The following is a 14,700-nucleotide window of genomic DNA, read 5'->3' as shown; positions in this document are numbered from 1 at the left end:
CTCGTTCATGAGCACCCGGGGAGGATCGCCATGTCCGAGACCACTCATCCGACAGCCGACCGGCCGGCGGGCCGGGACCGGCCGGCCCCAGGCGAGCGGCTGGCCGACTGGACCGACGGCCGGCTCGGGATCTACGGCCTCGGCCGCCAGTACCTGCGCAAGGTCTTTCCCGACCACTGGTCGTTCATGCTGGGCGAGATCTGCCTCTACACCTTCATCGTCCTGATCCTCACCGGCGTCTACCTCACGCTGTTCTTCCATCCGTCGATGAACGAGGTGACGTACAACGGCAGTTACGTGCCGCTGAGCGGTGTGCGGATGTCGGAGGCGTACTCGTCGACGCTCGACATCAGCTTCGACGTGCGCGGCGGACTGCTCATCCGGCAGATCCACCACTGGGCGGCGCTGATCTTCATCGCGGCGATGTTCGTCCACATGATGCGGCACTTCTTCACGGGCTCGTTCCGCAAGCCGCGCGAGCTGAACTGGCTGTTCGGCTGGCTGCTGCTCTTCATCGCCCTGTTCGAGGGCCTGCTGGGCTACTCGCTCCCCGACGACCTGCTCTCCGGCGCGGGCATGCGGCTGATCGAGGGCATGACGCTCGCCGTCCCGGTCGTCGGGACGTACCTCTCCTTCTTCCTGTTCGGCGGCGAGTTCCCCGGGCACGACATCGTGGCGCGCTTCTACTCCCTGCACGTGCTGCTGCTGCCGGGCATCATGGCGGCGCTCGTCGTCACCCACCTGATCCTGGTCTTCTACCACAAGCACACCCAGTTCCCCGGCCCGGGAAAGACCGAACGCAACGTCGTGGGCCAGCCGTTCTTCCCCGTCTACGTCGCCAAGGCGGGCGGCTTCTTCTTCCTGGTGTTCGGCGTGGTGACGCTGATCGCGGCCATCGCGACCGTCAACCCGGTCTGGGTGTACGGGCCCTACCGCCCCGACCAGGTGTCCACGGGCGCCCAGCCCGACTGGTACCTCGGGTTCGCCGAGGGCCTGGTGCGCGTGATGCCCGGCTGGGAGATCGTGCTCGGCGGGCACACCCTCGCCCTCGGTGTCTTCATCCCGTTCCTGGCGTTCCCGCTGTGGCTGGTGCTGATCGGGGTGTATCCGTTCGTGGAGGCGTGGGTCACCGGCGACCGGCGCGAACACCACCTCCTCGACCGGCCCCGGAACCGGCCGGTGCGCACCGGGCTCGGCGTGGGCTGGCTGACCGGGTTCCTCGTGGCGATGGCGGCCGGCGGCAACGACATCTGGGCCACCCACTTCCACCTCTCCGTCAACGCCATCACGTGGTTCGCCCGCATCGCCCTGTTCGCCGGTCCGGTCCTGGCGTTCGTCGTGACCAGGCGGATCTGTCTCGGGCTCCAGCGGCGGGACCGGGACAAGGTGCTGCACGGGCGGGAGACGGGCCGGATCAGGCGGCTGCCGCACGGGGAGTACGTGGAGGTCCACGAGCCGCTGGCGCAGGGCGAGTTGTACCGGCTGACGCAGCACGAGCAGCCGGTGCCGGTGGAGGCGGCGCCGGACCGGAGCCGTATCCGCGTCGCCCTGTCGCGATGGATGTTCGGACCGGGCACACAGATCCCCAAAGCCCGCCCCGAACTCGACCGGGAGACCACCACCACCCGGCACTCGTGATCCCGCCCCTGACCGCGCTCCCGTGGACGTGACGCGCGGCGCCGGCCGGGTGCGGGCGGCCTGGTGCGGGCGGCCGCAGAGGTCGTACATCTGGTTTTGTACGAGTCGTCGCCGGTCGACCCGAGGGGGAGCGGGGAAGGGTGTGCGCATGAAGAAGCGGGTGACTTCGTGGCATGCGATCGGGGCGCAGATCGCCAACTTCCGTAAGTACGCGGGGCTGACGCAGACCGAGCTGGCCGAGCGGCTCAGCGTCAGCCCGGACAAGATGGCGTCGATCGAGCAGGGGCGGCGGCCGGTGGGCATGGCGCTGGCCCTGCGGATCGATGAACTCCTCGATACCCGGCGGTCGTTGGAGGTCGCCGTGTCCAAGGTCCCGGCGAAGGAGAAGCATCCGCAGATCCTGGCGGACCTGGTGGAGTACGAGGAGAAGGCGCTGACGATCCTGTCGTACCAGACGCAGGCGGTGCCCGGGCTGCTTCAGACTCCCGAGTACATGCGCGCGGTCTTCGACTCCAGCTATCCCCCGCTCGCCGACGAGACGGCAGAGGACTGGGTCGGCGCACGCATCGACCGACAGCGGATCTGGGAGCGGGAGCACCCTCCGTCCGCGCACTTCATCATCGAGGAGTCCGTGCTGCACAAGCCGGTCGGCGGTCAGGACGTGATGCGCGAGCAGTGCCGTCACATCCTGGAACTGGGCCAACTGCACTGCATGGGCGTCCAGATCATGCCGACGAAGCAGTGGCCGCACGCCGGGATCCAAGGCCCGATGGTGCTGCTGGAGGACCCTGAACACGACTTCGTGGCGTTCATCGAAGGGCACCGCGTCAGCAGCGTCCTGGATGACCCGGAAGACGTCAGCAACCTGCATCTGAAGTATGGAATGCTGCGGTCACAGGCGCTGTCTCCCGACAGGAGCGCGCGCCTGCTGGACGGACTGCTAGGAGCCTCATGAACACCGCAGCACGACCGCACGGCCACCCGACCGCCGACCTCACTTGGTTCAAGTCCAGTTACAGCGGCGACCAGGGCGGCAACTGCCTCGAAGTCGCCTACCTCTGGAGGAAGTCCACCTACAGCGGCGACCAGGGCGGCGACTGTGTAGAGGTGGCCACGCACCCCACCGCCGTCCACATCCGCGACTCCAAGAACGACCCGGCGACCGGCGCCGTGCTCACCGTCTCCCCCGGCACCTGGACCGCGTTCCTGCGCACGGCCACGTGAGCGGTCCCTGGATGGTTCTGGTCGGGCCAGCCGGGGCCGGGAAGAGCGTGCTCGGGCGGGCGGTCGCCGCGCGGACGGGGCGGCGGTTCGTCGACCTGGACGCGGTCGCCGACCCGTACTACGCCCAGGCGGGCTGGAGCGTCGACCGGCTCCGCGAGCGCATCGCCCTCGTGGGGCGGCTCGCGGCGGAGGCGGAGTGGGAGCCGGCCCGGGCGCACGCCGTGGCGTGTGCCGTCGCCGACCACGGGGACGCCGTGCTCGCGCTGGGCGCGGGCCACACCAGCTACGCGGACCCGGCGCACCTGGCCACGGCCCGCGCCGCGCTGGACCGCTGCCGCGAGGTGGTCCGCGTCCTGCCGTCCGCCGACCGCGACACCGCGCTCGCCGTCCTGCGGGAGCGCTGCGCGGCGGACAAGGGCCGGTCCTGGATCGTCGACGGCCATGACTTCCTCGCCCACTGGCTGGACGACCCGGGCACCGAACTGCTCGCCACGCGGACCGTGTTCACCGAGCGGGAGACCCCGGCCGAGACCGCGGCGCGACTCGGCGGCGCCGCGGACCGATGACCGGGCGCCGCGTCAGTCGTCGTCCATGATGGTCGTGGTCGCCCGCACCGAGTCGTCGTCGACCCGGATGATTTTGGAGCAGCTCGCATTGGTCCGGGCGAACAGATAAATGTGGCCCGTGTGCATGGTCGTGAAATTGATGTGGCCGCCCGGTTCCAGTGTCCGTTCGTCCCGGCGGAGTCCGTCCGTGCCCAAGTAGTAGACGTGCAGCCGAGTGCTGGAATCATTGGTGATCCGCCATTGGATCACCGATCCGCCGACCGTCGAGGAGATCTCCCCCTCGCTGTCGCAGTCGAAGAAGGAGGTTCCGCTGCTGCGGTAGAGCAGCGGGATCCGGGTCGGCGTGGGGCTGGGCTCCTCCGTGGGTTCCTCGGTCGTCGGATCCTCCGTGGGCTCCTCCGTCGTCGGATCCTCGGTCGGCTCCTCGGTCGTCGGATCCTCGGTCGGCTCCTCGGTCGTGGGCGGCGCCGACGTGGAGTGCGTCGGCTCCAGGCCGCCGGACACCATCCCGGATCCGTCGGCCGTGCCCGCCGTGCCGAGTTTGATGGCGATCAGCGCGATGACGACGCTGAGGACCGCGCACGCGCTTCCGACAATGGTCCACACGCCGATCGAGCGGCTGAAGAATCCCGCCCCACCCGATCCGTTGTTCCCGTCCGCACCACCACTCACCGTTCCTCCCCCCGTGGCCGTGGGGGAATTAAAGCAGTGCCGAATTCACCCGGCCAGGGGCCGAATGGCCATCTTTATGTGCGGTCGATGCGGTCGAAACTCTGTTCCGATTCATGGGGTGCCGGATATCCGATGCGGAATCCACGGCTTTCAGAAACCGCCGCCGCCGAAGTCACCGCCGCCACCCCCGCCGAAGTCACCGCCGCCTCCGAAGTCACCGCCGCCCCCGAAGTCACCGAAGTCGGAGGAGTCGAAGTCGGCGCCCGAGTAGTCGCCGCCCTCGTAACCGCCGAAGTCCCCGTACCCGGAGCCGTAGTCCGCCGCGTACGCGGGACTGGCCATCATCGAGCCGAGCACCGTGCCGACCAGCAGCCCCGGCAGGATCCCGCCGCCGAAGTAGCCGCCCGCCCAGGGCCCGTAGGCCGGGCCCGCGTCGTAGTAGGGGCGGCGCTCGCCCGCGCCCGTGTCGACGGTGCGCACCATCGGCTCGCCGCCGTCCCGCAGCCGCGTAGCGTCGGCCGCGCACACCGGGACCTGGCGCGTGGCACCGCCGGGCGGTGTCCACTCGGCGTCCTCCACCGAGGGGCCGTGCCGCGGGTCGAAGAAGCAGGGCGCGCGGCGTTCCGGCAGCGGGCGGCCCTCGCGGCGCGCGGCCAGCAGCGCGAGGGAGAAGCGGCCGTCCTCCAGGGCCTGCGTGACGCCGCGCACCTCCTCGGGGCGCTGGGCGGCAGCCATGTACTGCTTGGCCTTCTCGTACGCGTCGAGCGCCCGCTCGTAGTCCGCCCGCATCGCGTCGTCCGCGCCCGCCTCCGCGGGGTGGAAGTCGAGCCGGTCCAGCTCCTCGCCGAACGCGGTGATGTCCTCGTCGACGACGACCCGCAGCTTGTCCAGGGCGGCCCGCTGCTCCTCCTCGCGGCGCCGCCGGTTGCGGCGGACCAGGGCGTACGCGCCCGCGCCGCCCACCACGACCACCGCGCCGACGCCGACCAGTGCGCCGACCGGCACCCCGTCGTCACCGCCGCCCGCGCCCCAGGAGGAGGGCGCCGAGCCCTTGGCCGTGCGGACCGCCGTGTCGACGAACTCGTCGAGCTGCTGTCCGACCGGCTCGCCCCGGACGCTCGTCGTCAGGTTGTGAACGGCGTCGGACGACATGACGGAACGATCCGCCGCGGCGTCGAAGGCGTCGCCGAGCCGGATCCCGTAGACGCCCACGACCCCCGTCTTCGTCCTCAGGTCGGTGAACAGGTCCTGCTTGGGGAAGTCGGCGGGCAGCACCGCCACCATCACCGGCTTGTCCGCGTCCTTGATCTTCTTCGCGAGCGCTTCCGCGTCCGCCGAGGTCAGCTCGCCGGAGACGGCCGGGTCGACGTAGACGGGACTCTTCTCCAGGGCGTCGGCCACGGTGGAGACGTCCGTGGCGGCGACGGCGGTGGGCGTCACGGTGAGTGTCGCGCCGAGGGCGAGGAGCGTGGCGGCGAGGGCCGCGATCGAGGGCCTCATACCTCGACGCTAACGCAGCCGGGGTGTGAATGCCGGGTCGGGGTGTTCGCGGTGTGAAGTCTTGACGCGCGCAAGGAACACCCTTTAACTCACGTCTTGAACTAAGCCATGAGAGTTAACTGTTGGGCTGTTTGTGACCCAGGAGGCATCATGCGCACCCCCACAAGACCCCCCACACCTCGCTCGCGGGCCCGCCGTCTGGCCCGGCTGCTGCTCGCGGGCGCCCTGACGACCGCGGGCCTCGCCGGAGCCGGCGCCGCCCCCGCGCAGGCCGCCGGCGAGCAGGTCACCGTGTGGCTCACCACCACGGACGACGCCGGCGGCCGCCACGTCACGCGCGGGCTGCAGCAGCAGACCCCGGTGTCGTTCCAGGCGGGCAGCGGCGGCAGCGGCACCGTCCTGAACGTGGACGAGAACACCCGGTACCAGACGTTCACCGGCGGCGGCGCCTCCTTCACGGACACCGCCGCCTGGCTGATGAACAGCAGCGGCGCCCTCTCCCAGGCCACCCGCGACGCCACCATGAAGAAGCTGTTCTCGCCGACCGAGGGCATCGGCCTCTCGTTCGTCCGCAATCCGATGGGCGGCTCGGACCTCGCGCGCTTCGGCTACACGTACGACGACGTGCCCGCCGGCCAGACCGACCCGTCGCTCGCCAAGTTCTCCCTCGCCCACGACCAGGCCGACGTGCTGCCGCTGACCAAGCAGGCCAAGCAGCTCAATCCGGCGCTGACGACGGTGGCGTCCCCGTGGACGGCCCCCGCCTGGATGAAGGACAGCGGGCAGCTCAACGGAGGCTGGCTGAAGGCCGAGGACTACGGCGCCTACGCGGACTACTTCGTGAAGTACATCCAGGGGTACCAGGCGGCCGGCGTCCCCATCGACTACGTCACCGCGCAGAACGAGCCGACGTGCTGCTCCGGCTATCCGTCGATGAGCTGGAACGCGTCGGGGCTCGCCTACTTCACCAAGAGCGAGCTGCTGCCGAAGCTCGCGAGCGCCGGACTGAAGACCAAGGTCCTCGCCCACGACTGGAACTGGGACACCTACGACGCGTACGCGGCGCAGACCGTCGACGACGCGGCCGTCCGCTCGCACCCCAACTTCGGCGGCATCGCCTGGCACGGCTACGGCGGGGACGTCGCCAAGCAGACCGAGATCCACAACAAGTACCCGTCCCTGGACGCCTTCCAGACCGAGCACTCCGGCGGCACCTGGATCGCGAACCAGCAGCGCGAGGACATGACGAACATCATCGACTACACCCGCAACTGGGCGAAGTCGGTGACGAAGTGGTCCTTGGCCGTGGACCAGAACCGCGGTCCCCACAACGGCGGGTGCGGCACCTGCGACGGTCTCATCACCGTGCACAACGGCGACGGCAGCAGCGGCCGGGTCGACTACAACATCGAGTACTACACGATGGGCCACCTGACGAAGTTCGTCCGGCCGGGCGCCTCGCGCATCGCGTCCACGGGATCCTCCGCCGTGCCGAACGTCGCCTGGCGCAACACCGACGGCTCGAAGGCGCTGATCGCCTACAACGACGCCTCGTCCGCCAAGGACGTGACCGTCAACTGGGGCGGCCAGCACCTCACTTACTCGCTGCCGGGCAAGACGTCGGCGACGTTCACCTGGAGCGGGACGCAGGCCGGCGGCACGGACAGGGCCGGCGCCTTCCACGGCCTGGGCGGCAAGTGCCTCGACGTGAAGGACGGCTCCACGGCCAACGGGACGACCGCGCAGATCTGGTCCTGCGTCTCCGGTTCGCAGAACCAGACCTGGACCGTGCGGGCGGACGGCACGGTGCGGGCCCTCGGCAAGTGCCTCGACGTGTCCGGCGGCTCGACGGCCGACGGCGCGAAGGTGCAGCTCTACGACTGCAACGGAACGGGCGCCCAGCAGTGGCGCTACGAGACGTCGTCCGGAGATCTGGTGAACACCGCGGCCGACAAGTGCCTTGATGTGACCGGGAATTCGAGCGCCGACGGGACGGCGACGCAGATCTGGTCGTGCACGGGGGCCGCGAACCAGAAGTGGACGCTGCAGTAGGCGGGAGCCGGAGGGGCTGGACAGCCGGCCCCTCCGGTCCGGGCGGGTGCTACTCGACCGGTTCGATCCCGGCCCGCAGCAGTCCGTACGTGTACGCGTCCTCCAGCGCACCCCACGACGCCGCGATGACGTTCTCGGCGACGCCCACCGTCGACCACTCGCCGGAGCCGTCGGTCGTGGAGATCAGCACCCGCGTCGTCGACGACGTACCGTGCTTGCCCTCCAGGATGCGGACCTTGTAGTCGACCAGTTCCAGCTTGGCGAGCTGCGGGTAGATGCGCTCCAGGCCGACGCGCAGGGCGCGGTCGAGGGCGTTGACCGGTCCGTTGCCCTCGGCGGTGGCGACGATGCGCTCGCCCTTGGCCCACAGCTTCACGGTCGCCTCGTTGGCGTGGGTGCCGTCGGGGCGGTCCTCGACGATGGCCCGCCACGACTCGACGCGGAAGTAGCGCCGCGCCCGCCCCTCGGCCTCCTCGCGCAGCAGCAGCTCGAAGGAGGCGTCGGCGGCCTCGTACGTGTAGCCCTGGAGCTCACGCTCCTTGACGCGCTCGACGACCCGGCCGACCAGCTCGCGGTCGCCGCCCAGGTCGACGCCGAGCTCCTTGCCCTTGAGCTCGATGGAGGCGCGGCCCGCCATGTCGGAGACGAGCATGCGGATGCGGTTGCCGACGAGCTCGGGGTCGATGTGCTGGTACAGGTCGGGGTCGACCTTGATCGCGGAGGCGTGCAGGCCCGCCTTGTGCGCGAAGGCGGAGACGCCCACGTACGGCTGGTGCGTGGACGGGGTGAGGTTGACGACCTCGGCGATGGCGTGCGAGATCCGGGTCATCTCGCGCAGCGCGCCCTCGGGGAGGACCTTCTTGCCGTACTTGAGCTCCAGGGCGGCGACGACCGGGAAGAGGTTGGAGTTGCCGACGCGCTCGCCGTACCCGTTGGCCGTGCACTGGACGTGCGTGGCGCCCGCGTCGACGGCGGCCAGGGTGTTGGCGACGGCGCAGCCCGTGTCGTCCTGCGCGTGGATGCCGAGCCGGGCGCCGGTGTCGTCGAGGACGGTGTGGGTGATCGCCTGGACCTGGGCGGGGAGCATGCCGCCGTTGGTGTCGCACAGCACGACCACGGAGGCGCCGGCCTCGTGCGCGACGCGGACGACGGACTTCGCGTACTCGGGGTTGGCGCGGTAGCCGTCGAAGAAGTGCTCGCAGTCGACGAAGACGCGGCGGCCCTGGGCGACGAGGTGGGAGACGGTGTCGCGCACCATCTCCAGGTTCTCCTCCAGGGTCGTGCGCAGCGCCAGTTCCACGTGCCGGTCGTGGGACTTGGCGACGAGGGTGATCACCGGGGCGCCGGATTCGAGCAGCGCCCGTACCTGCGGGTCCTCGCTCGCCTTCGCGCCCGCGCGCCGGGTGGCGCCGAAGGCGACGAGCTGTGCGTGCTTGAAGTCGATCTCGTCCTGCGCGCGGGCGAAGAACTCGGTGTCGCGGGGGTTGGCGCCGGGCCAGCCGCCCTCGATGAAGCCCACGCCGAAGTCGTCCAGGTGCCGCGCGATGGTCAGCTTGTCCGCGACGGTGAGGTTGATGCCCTCGCGCTGCGCGCCGTCGCGCAGCGTCGTGTCGAAGACATGGAAGGCGTCGTGGGATTCGTCGAGTTCGCCGGTGCGTTCGCTCGTGCTGCTGCTCATGCTGATCTGGCTCCTGTATGGGATCTCGGTCTACCGGAATGACCGGCTCCACCGTCCATCTATGATCCCTCGCGCGGTCCGCCTGGCTGAGTGTGGGCCAGAAACAGAAAAACCTCTCGCGGGTGCGAGAGGTCTGCGCGCGGGTCGAGGACGACGGTGTCCACCTATACCGGGTCGTACGAGGTGGTCACTGCGGACCGGCGCGCCTGCTGCCAATAATCATGGCGAACGAGAGCACGCCCGCAGTCTGCCACAGCCCGGGCCGGGCCCGGACTGTGGTCTCACGATGCGGTCAGGCCGCCGGCTCCAGCGCGGCGTCGGACGTCTTGACCCGGTTCAGGTCGATGTCGCGGGTCTCGCGCATGGTCAGGTAGACGATCAGCGACACGGCGGCGCAGCCGGCCACGTACCAGTAGAAGCCGGCCTCCATGCCGCCGTCCTTGAACCACAGGGCGACGTACTCGGCGGTGCCGCCGAAGAGGGCGTTGGCGATGGCGTACGGCAGGGCGACGCCGAGGGCGCGGATGCCGGTCGGGAAGAGCTCGGCCTTCACGCAGGCGTTGATGGAGGTGTAGCCGGTGACGACGACGAGCGCGAGCAGGGACAGGCCGAGGGCCGGCCAGAACGAGCCCGCGTGCTGGAGCAGCGTCATGATCGGCACCGTCAGGAAGGTCGAGCCGACGGCGAAGGTGATCAGCAGCGGGCGGCGTCCGATGCGGTCGGAGAGCGCGCCGGCCAGCGGCTGCAGGCAGGCGAAGACGATGAGCGCGCAGAAGGAGACGAGCGTCGCCGTCTGCTTGCTCAGGCCAGCGGAGTTGGACAGGTACTTGGTGAGGTACGTCGTGTACGTGTAGTACGCCACGGTGCCGCCCATGGTGAGCGCGATGACGAGGAACGCCTCGCGCCTGTGCGCCCACAGGGCCTTCATGGTGCCCTTGTCGTCTCCGCCCACGGCTCCGTCGGCGTCGGCGGACTCCTCGTAGACCTCGGTCTCCAGCATGTTGCGGCGCAGGTAGAAGATGATCGCCGCGCCGAGGGCGCCGACGATGAACGGGATGCGCCAGCCCCAGCCGTGCAGGGCGTCGTCGGACAGGGTGCGCTGCAGGACGATCAGCAGGCCGAGGCCGACGATCTGGCCCGCCGTCATCGACACGTACTGGAAGCTGGAGGCGAAGCCGCGCCGTTTCGGGTCGGAGGCCTCGGTGAGGTAGGTGGCGCTGGCCGCGTACTCGCCGCCGACCGAGAGTCCTTGCAGGAGGCGGGCGACGAGCAGGACGACGGCGCCGCCGTAGCCCGCGACCTCGTAGGTGGGCGCGACCGCGATGAGCACGGCGGACGCCGACATCAGGGTGACCGTGAGGGTCAGCGCCGCCTTGCGGCCCTTGCGGTCACCGACCCGGCCGAGCAGCCAGCCGCCCACCGGGCGCATGAAGAAGCCGACGGCGAAGATGCCGGCGGTGTTCATGAGTTGGGCGGTCGGGTTGCCGTCGGGGAAGAAGGCTCCCGCGAAGTACGTCGCAAAGCTCGCGTACACGAACCAGTCGAACCACTCGACCATGTTCCCGGCCGAGCCGACCAGGATCTTCTTCCATTGCTCTCGTCCCATGACCGGCCACGATGCGGGAACGCGCCGCCCGGTGACAAGGGTGTACTGCGCAACGATCGCGCGTACTTGCGTTCATTGTGTTCATTGCGTTCCGGAACGCGGGGCGGTGAGCGCCAGTTCGGCGAACGTGGCGAGCCAGTGGTCGGTGGTGAAGTCGCCGCGGTCCACGGCCGGGAGGCCGGCGGCGAGGTGGGCCTCGGCGGCGTCCGTCAGCCGGGTGCGGGCCGGGCCGTCGGGGAGGGCGTCCGCGAGGTGGCGCAGGGCGGCGGCGCGGGACAGGGCGAGGCCGAGGAGGTGGCCGATGTGCGGGTCGGCGTGGTCGGAGACGACCGGTACGTCGAGGACCGCGCACGGGGCGCCGGTGGTCAGGGCCGGCAGGAACCGGTCCAGCCACTCCTCGAACTCCGCCGCGTCCAGCACCCGGCGCATCGCGTCCGCCTCGGTGAGGGCGGGCGAGAGGAAGTCCTGGCCGGAGGGTTCCCAGTGGGCGGGGGCGTCGTGGTCGTCGGCGAACCAGCCGCGCAGCCGGTCCCGTACGGCCTCCAGGGTCGCGGCCCGGAGTCCGGCCCGCTCCCCCGTGTCCAGGATCAGGCCGAGGGAGAAGGCGCTGTTGGTGTGGATGCCGTGGCGCACGGGATACGTGGCCTTCGGCAGCCACCGCGTGAGCAGGTCCTCGACGGCGGCGACGGCGGGTTCGAGGGCGCCGGCCCACCGGGTGCCGCGGCACTCGGCCGCCAGCGCGACGGTCCACGCCCATCCGTAGGGGCGCTCGAAGCCCGGGTGGGCGAGCAGGTACTCGGCCTCCACGGCGAGGTTCTCCCGGGTCAGGTGCCGGTCGAGCACGTCGGCGTGGGCCTCGGGGCGGGTCCGCAGCAGCAGCCAGTGCATGTGCACGGCCGAGTGCCAGTCGTAGGCGCCGTAGAAGGCGGGGTGGAGGTCGCGGGGGCGTGGGCGGTCGTCCGTGGAGGTGGTCAGGTGGGCGGTGAAGTTGGGGAACTCGCGCGTGAGATTGGCTGCCGCCAGCTGAGCGGTGCCCTCCGGGGTGAGCATGGGGGTCCTTTCGGTGGTCGTGGGCGTTTCGGTGGTCGCTCTTCGGGTGCGGGTCCGGTGGGGGCGATCCCTTCGGGTGCGGGTCCGGTGGGGGCGATCCCTTCGGGTGCGGGTCCGGTGGGGGCTGGTCGCGCAGTTCCCCGCGCCCCTGAAAGCTGCGGCTTCGCCGCGCTTTCCCCTGATGGAGGTGGCGCACGAAGTGCGCACCTCCAGGGGCGCGGGGAACTGCGCGGGCAACCCCCACCGGAGCCGCACCCGCCCACACCCAGGCGGAGCCAACCGCGCCTAGTGGGTGGCGCCCTCGGTCACCCGGAGGTCGGTGCTCGTGGACGCTGCGGTCTGCAACAGGGCCCGCACACCCACCGCCACAACCTCCGGAGGAAGCGCGGGGGCGGTGCCGTCCGGGACCTGGGCCGGGGCCCAGGGGACGTGCACGAAACCGCCCCGGACGCCGGGGAGTTCCGTGGCCAGGAGGTGGGCGAGCCCGTACGCGACGTGGTTGCAGACGAACGTGCCGGCCGTGTTGGACAACGCGGCCGGCACCCCGGCGGAGCGCATCGCCGCCACACACGCCTTCACGGGGAGGGACGAGAAGTAAGCCGCCGGGCCACCCGGCACCACCGGCTCGTCGATCGGCTGGGCCCCGGCGTTGTCGGGGATCCGCGCGTCGTCCACGTTCAGCGCCACCCGTTCCACGGTGACGCCGGGCCGCCCGCCCGCCTGGCCGAGGCAGACGACCAGGTCGGGCCGGGCCTCGGCGACCGCACGCCGCAGCGCCGCCACCGACTCCCCGAAGACGCACGGCAGCTGGACGGCCGTCACGCTCACCCCGTCCGGCGGCTCCGCGGCGACGAGGGACGCCGCCTGCCACGACGGGTTCACGGCCTCCCCGCCGAAGGGTTCGAAACCGGTGAGCAGAACGCGGGTGGTCGACCCGGACATGTGAACCTCCTAGAACGCGAAGAGCGCCATGATCACGGTGCTGCAGCCGAGCAGCGCGAGCGCCGTCGGCGCCTGCGCCTTGATCGGCCCGTACTGGTCCTTCAGCTCCAGGAGCGAGGCCGGGACGATGTTGAAGTTGGCCGCCATGGGCGTGCAGAGCGTGCCGCTGAAGCCGGCCAGCATGCCGATCGCGAGGATCGCCGGCTCGTTGCCGTGCATCTGCTGGATGAGGACCGGCCAGCCGATCGCCGCGGTCATCACGGGGAACGCCGCGAACGCGTTGCCCATGATCACGGTGAACAGGAACATGCCGACGCAGTACGCGATCACGGCCAGGTACTTGGAGTTGTCGGGCAGCACACCGTTGACGATCTTGCCGACCTGGGTGCCGACCCCGGCCACGGCGAAGATCGAGCCGAGGACGGAGAGGAGCTGAGGCAGCAGGAGCGCCGAGCCCATCGCCTCCAGCATCGAGCGGCCGGAGTGGACCGGGACGGACACCTTGCGCTCGCCCGTCACCAGCATGCCGACGACCAGTGCCGCGATGCAGCCGAGTCCGAGGCCGATGAGCGTGGCCTTGCCGGTCTCGAACAGGCCGGACTCGTCGAGGAAGGAGGCGCAGACGATGGCGACGAGGGGGATCGTCAGGGCCGGGACGAAGAGCTTGTTGCCGAGGCGGGCGGCCGACGCCTCCCGCTGCTCCCCCGTCGTCGTGACGGGCACGCCCTTGCCGATGAAGTTGAACCCGGCGAGCACGATGAGCGCGAGGACGGCGACGCCGAGGGGTTCGGCGGGCAGCGTCCAGGTCGCGCCGGTGGCCACCCCGGTGCCGTACGGGAAGGTGAGGCCGAGCAGTCCCCAGAAGGCCGCGGAGGTCCAGCGCTTGGGGTTGGTGCGGTCCATCGCCATCTGGACGGCCATGACGACGAAGACGAGGCCTATCAGCCAGTAGAGCCATTCGACCTTGATCACTTGGCGGACTCCTCACGGGACTGGCCCGACGGCTGCTGCGGCAGCGGCAGGTCGTTCTCGGCGGCGGCGAGCGCCATCTCGCGCTCCAGCTTCTTGTCGAGCAGCAGCAGCCGGGCGCCGTGGATGACGAAGGCGCAGACCGCCAACGGAACGGCCCACAGGGCGAGTTGGGTGGGTTCGAGCTCCTGGTGGTAGGTGGAGTTCACGAAGCCGGTGATGAGCAGGATCGAGCCGATCGCGATGAAGCAGTCCTCGCCGAAGAAGAGGCCGACGGTGTCGGCGGACGCGGAGTAGGAGCGGACCTTCTCGCGCAGCTTCTCGGGGAGTTTCGCGCCCGCGGTGCGTTCGGCGGCGGCCTCGGCCATGGGGGCGACGAGCGGGCGCACGGTCTGCGCGGGGCCGCCGAGGTTGTTGAGCCCGAAGGCCGCGGTGACCTGGCGGACCAGGAGGTAGACGGTGAGGAAGCGGCCGGCGCTCAGCCTGCCGAGCTTCCCGATCAGGGTGCGGGCCTGTTCGCGCAGGCCGTAGCGCTCCAGCAGCCCGATCACCGGGAGCACGATGGCGAACACGGTGACGGAGCGGCTGTCGGCGAACGCCTTGCCGAAGGCGGCGAGGATCTCCTGCGGGTTCATCTTGCCGAGGAGTCCGGTGGCGATACCGGCGACACCGACCACGAGGACGGGGTTGCGGCGCGTGACGAATCCGAGGATCACCACGAGCACGCCGAGAAGAACGATCATGCGGCGGCCTTCTTCAGGGCACGAGGGGGCACGGAACCGGACACGCCGCTTCCGTGGGGG

General features: G+C 70.5%; 13 protein-coding genes. 5 read left to right on the top strand and 8 right to left on the bottom strand.

What is annotated here, in order from left to right:
* Nucleotides 1-30 precede the first annotated feature (30 nt).
* The 4 genes from qcrB to M4J07_RS17565 all read left to right on the top strand — a co-directional run bounded on the left by qcrB (nucleotide 31) and on the right by M4J07_RS17565 (nucleotide 3,428).
* The gene (qcrB, locus tag M4J07_RS17580) at nucleotides 31-1,638 is read left to right on the top strand and encodes a cytochrome bc1 complex cytochrome b subunit (protein ID WP_255972935.1); all 1,608 of its coding nucleotides are present in this window, start codon (nucleotides 31-33) and stop codon (nucleotides 1,636-1,638) included.
* 148 nt (nucleotides 1,639-1,786) lie between these two features.
* A complete protein-coding gene (locus M4J07_RS17575) occupies nucleotides 1,787-2,593 on the top strand; it encodes a helix-turn-helix domain-containing protein (RefSeq protein ID WP_255972933.1) in 807 nt (268 codons plus the stop codon).
* A complete protein-coding gene (locus M4J07_RS17570; protein ID WP_255972931.1) occupies nucleotides 2,590-2,862 on the top strand; it encodes a DUF397 domain-containing protein in 273 nt (90 codons plus the stop codon). Before M4J07_RS17575 ends, M4J07_RS17570 begins: the two co-directional genes overlap by 4 nt.
* Before the next feature lie 11 nt (nucleotides 2,863-2,873).
* Nucleotides 2,874-3,428, top strand: coding sequence for a shikimate kinase (locus M4J07_RS17565; protein WP_255972929.1), 555 nt, complete (start codon nucleotides 2,874-2,876; stop codon nucleotides 3,426-3,428).
* A gap of 12 nt (nucleotides 3,429-3,440) precedes the next feature.
* Here M4J07_RS17565 and M4J07_RS17560 read toward each other — a convergent pair whose 3' ends face one another.
* Together M4J07_RS17560 and M4J07_RS17555 are read right to left on the bottom strand one after the other, a co-directional pair.
* Nucleotides 3,441-4,100, bottom strand: a complete 660-nt coding sequence (locus M4J07_RS17560) for a hypothetical protein (protein WP_255972927.1) — start codon at nucleotides 4,098-4,100, stop codon at nucleotides 3,441-3,443.
* Nucleotides 4,101-4,250: 150 nt separating this feature from the next.
* Nucleotides 4,251-5,600, bottom strand: coding sequence for a hypothetical protein (locus M4J07_RS17555; RefSeq protein ID WP_255972926.1), 1,350 nt, complete (start codon nucleotides 5,598-5,600; stop codon nucleotides 4,251-4,253).
* Nucleotides 5,601-5,750: 150 nt separating this feature from the next.
* Between M4J07_RS17555 and M4J07_RS17550 the strand changes: the two genes are divergently transcribed.
* Nucleotides 5,751-7,652 carry a ricin-type beta-trefoil lectin domain protein gene (locus M4J07_RS17550; protein ID WP_255972924.1) on the top strand — a complete coding sequence of 634 codons (1,902 nt, stop codon included), beginning with the start codon at nucleotides 5,751-5,753 and terminating at the stop codon, nucleotides 7,650-7,652.
* Nucleotides 7,653-7,701: 49 nt separating this feature from the next.
* Here the strand turns inward: M4J07_RS17550 and cimA are convergent, their stop codons facing one another.
* The 6 genes from cimA to M4J07_RS17520 all read right to left on the bottom strand — a co-directional run bounded on the left by cimA (nucleotide 7,702) and on the right by M4J07_RS17520 (nucleotide 14,640).
* Complete coding sequence (gene cimA, locus M4J07_RS17545; protein WP_255972922.1) at nucleotides 7,702-9,330, bottom strand: citramalate synthase; 1,629 nt, start codon at nucleotides 9,328-9,330, stop codon at nucleotides 7,702-7,704.
* A 292-nt stretch (nucleotides 9,331-9,622) separates the two neighbouring features.
* The gene (locus M4J07_RS17540; protein ID WP_255972921.1) at nucleotides 9,623-10,936 is read right to left on the bottom strand and encodes an MFS transporter; all 1,314 of its coding nucleotides are present in this window, start codon (nucleotides 10,934-10,936) and stop codon (nucleotides 9,623-9,625) included.
* Between the two features lie 81 nt (nucleotides 10,937-11,017).
* A complete protein-coding gene (locus tag M4J07_RS17535; RefSeq protein WP_255972919.1) occupies nucleotides 11,018-11,986 on the bottom strand; it encodes a DUF2891 domain-containing protein in 969 nt (322 codons plus the stop codon).
* Nucleotides 11,987-12,271: 285 nt separating this feature from the next.
* Nucleotides 12,272-12,928, bottom strand: coding sequence for a pyroglutamyl-peptidase I (gene pcp / locus M4J07_RS17530; RefSeq protein ID WP_255972917.1), 657 nt, complete (start codon nucleotides 12,926-12,928; stop codon nucleotides 12,272-12,274).
* Nucleotides 12,929-12,937: 9 nt separating this feature from the next.
* Nucleotides 12,938-13,900: a DUF979 domain-containing protein gene (locus tag M4J07_RS17525; RefSeq protein ID WP_255972915.1), complete on the bottom strand. Its 963-nt coding sequence runs from the start codon at nucleotides 13,898-13,900 to the stop codon at nucleotides 12,938-12,940.
* A complete protein-coding gene (locus M4J07_RS17520; protein WP_255972913.1) occupies nucleotides 13,897-14,640 on the bottom strand; it encodes a DUF969 domain-containing protein in 744 nt (247 codons plus the stop codon). The genes M4J07_RS17525 and M4J07_RS17520 overlap by 4 nt, the downstream gene beginning before the upstream one ends.
* Nucleotides 14,641-14,700 lie beyond the last annotated feature (60 nt).

The sequence above is a fragment of the Streptomyces longispororuber genome (assembly GCF_024448165.1).
Classification (GTDB): domain Bacteria; phylum Actinomycetota; class Actinomycetes; order Streptomycetales; family Streptomycetaceae; genus Streptomyces; species Streptomyces longispororuber_A.
The sequence above is the reverse complement of the archived record's forward strand: the minus strand, read 5'-3'. Positions and strand labels throughout refer to the sequence as shown.

Coding starts and splice junctions, on each gene's coding strand:
- M4J07_RS17535 (WP_255972919.1), bottom strand. CDS start 11,986: ATGCTCACCCCGGAGGGCACCGCTCAGCTGGCGGCAGCCAATCTCACG.
- M4J07_RS17520 (WP_255972913.1), bottom strand. CDS start 14,640: ATGATCGTTCTTCTCGGCGTGCTCGTGGTGATCCTCGGATTCGTCACG.
- pcp (WP_255972917.1), bottom strand. CDS start 12,928: ATGTCCGGGTCGACCACCCGCGTTCTGCTCACCGGTTTCGAACCCTTC.
- M4J07_RS17565 (WP_255972929.1), top strand. CDS start 2,874: ATGGTTCTGGTCGGGCCAGCCGGGGCCGGGAAGAGCGTGCTCGGGCGG.
- M4J07_RS17550 (WP_255972924.1), top strand. CDS start 5,751: ATGCGCACCCCCACAAGACCCCCCACACCTCGCTCGCGGGCCCGCCGT.
- cimA (WP_255972922.1), bottom strand. CDS start 9,330: ATGAGCAGCAGCACGAGCGAACGCACCGGCGAACTCGACGAATCCCAC.
- M4J07_RS17575 (WP_255972933.1), top strand. CDS start 1,787: ATGAAGAAGCGGGTGACTTCGTGGCATGCGATCGGGGCGCAGATCGCC.
- M4J07_RS17540 (WP_255972921.1), bottom strand. CDS start 10,936: ATGGGACGAGAGCAATGGAAGAAGATCCTGGTCGGCTCGGCCGGGAAC.
- M4J07_RS17570 (WP_255972931.1), top strand. CDS start 2,590: ATGAACACCGCAGCACGACCGCACGGCCACCCGACCGCCGACCTCACT.
- M4J07_RS17555 (WP_255972926.1), bottom strand. CDS start 5,600: ATGAGGCCCTCGATCGCGGCCCTCGCCGCCACGCTCCTCGCCCTCGGC.
- qcrB (WP_255972935.1), top strand. CDS start 31: ATGTCCGAGACCACTCATCCGACAGCCGACCGGCCGGCGGGCCGGGAC.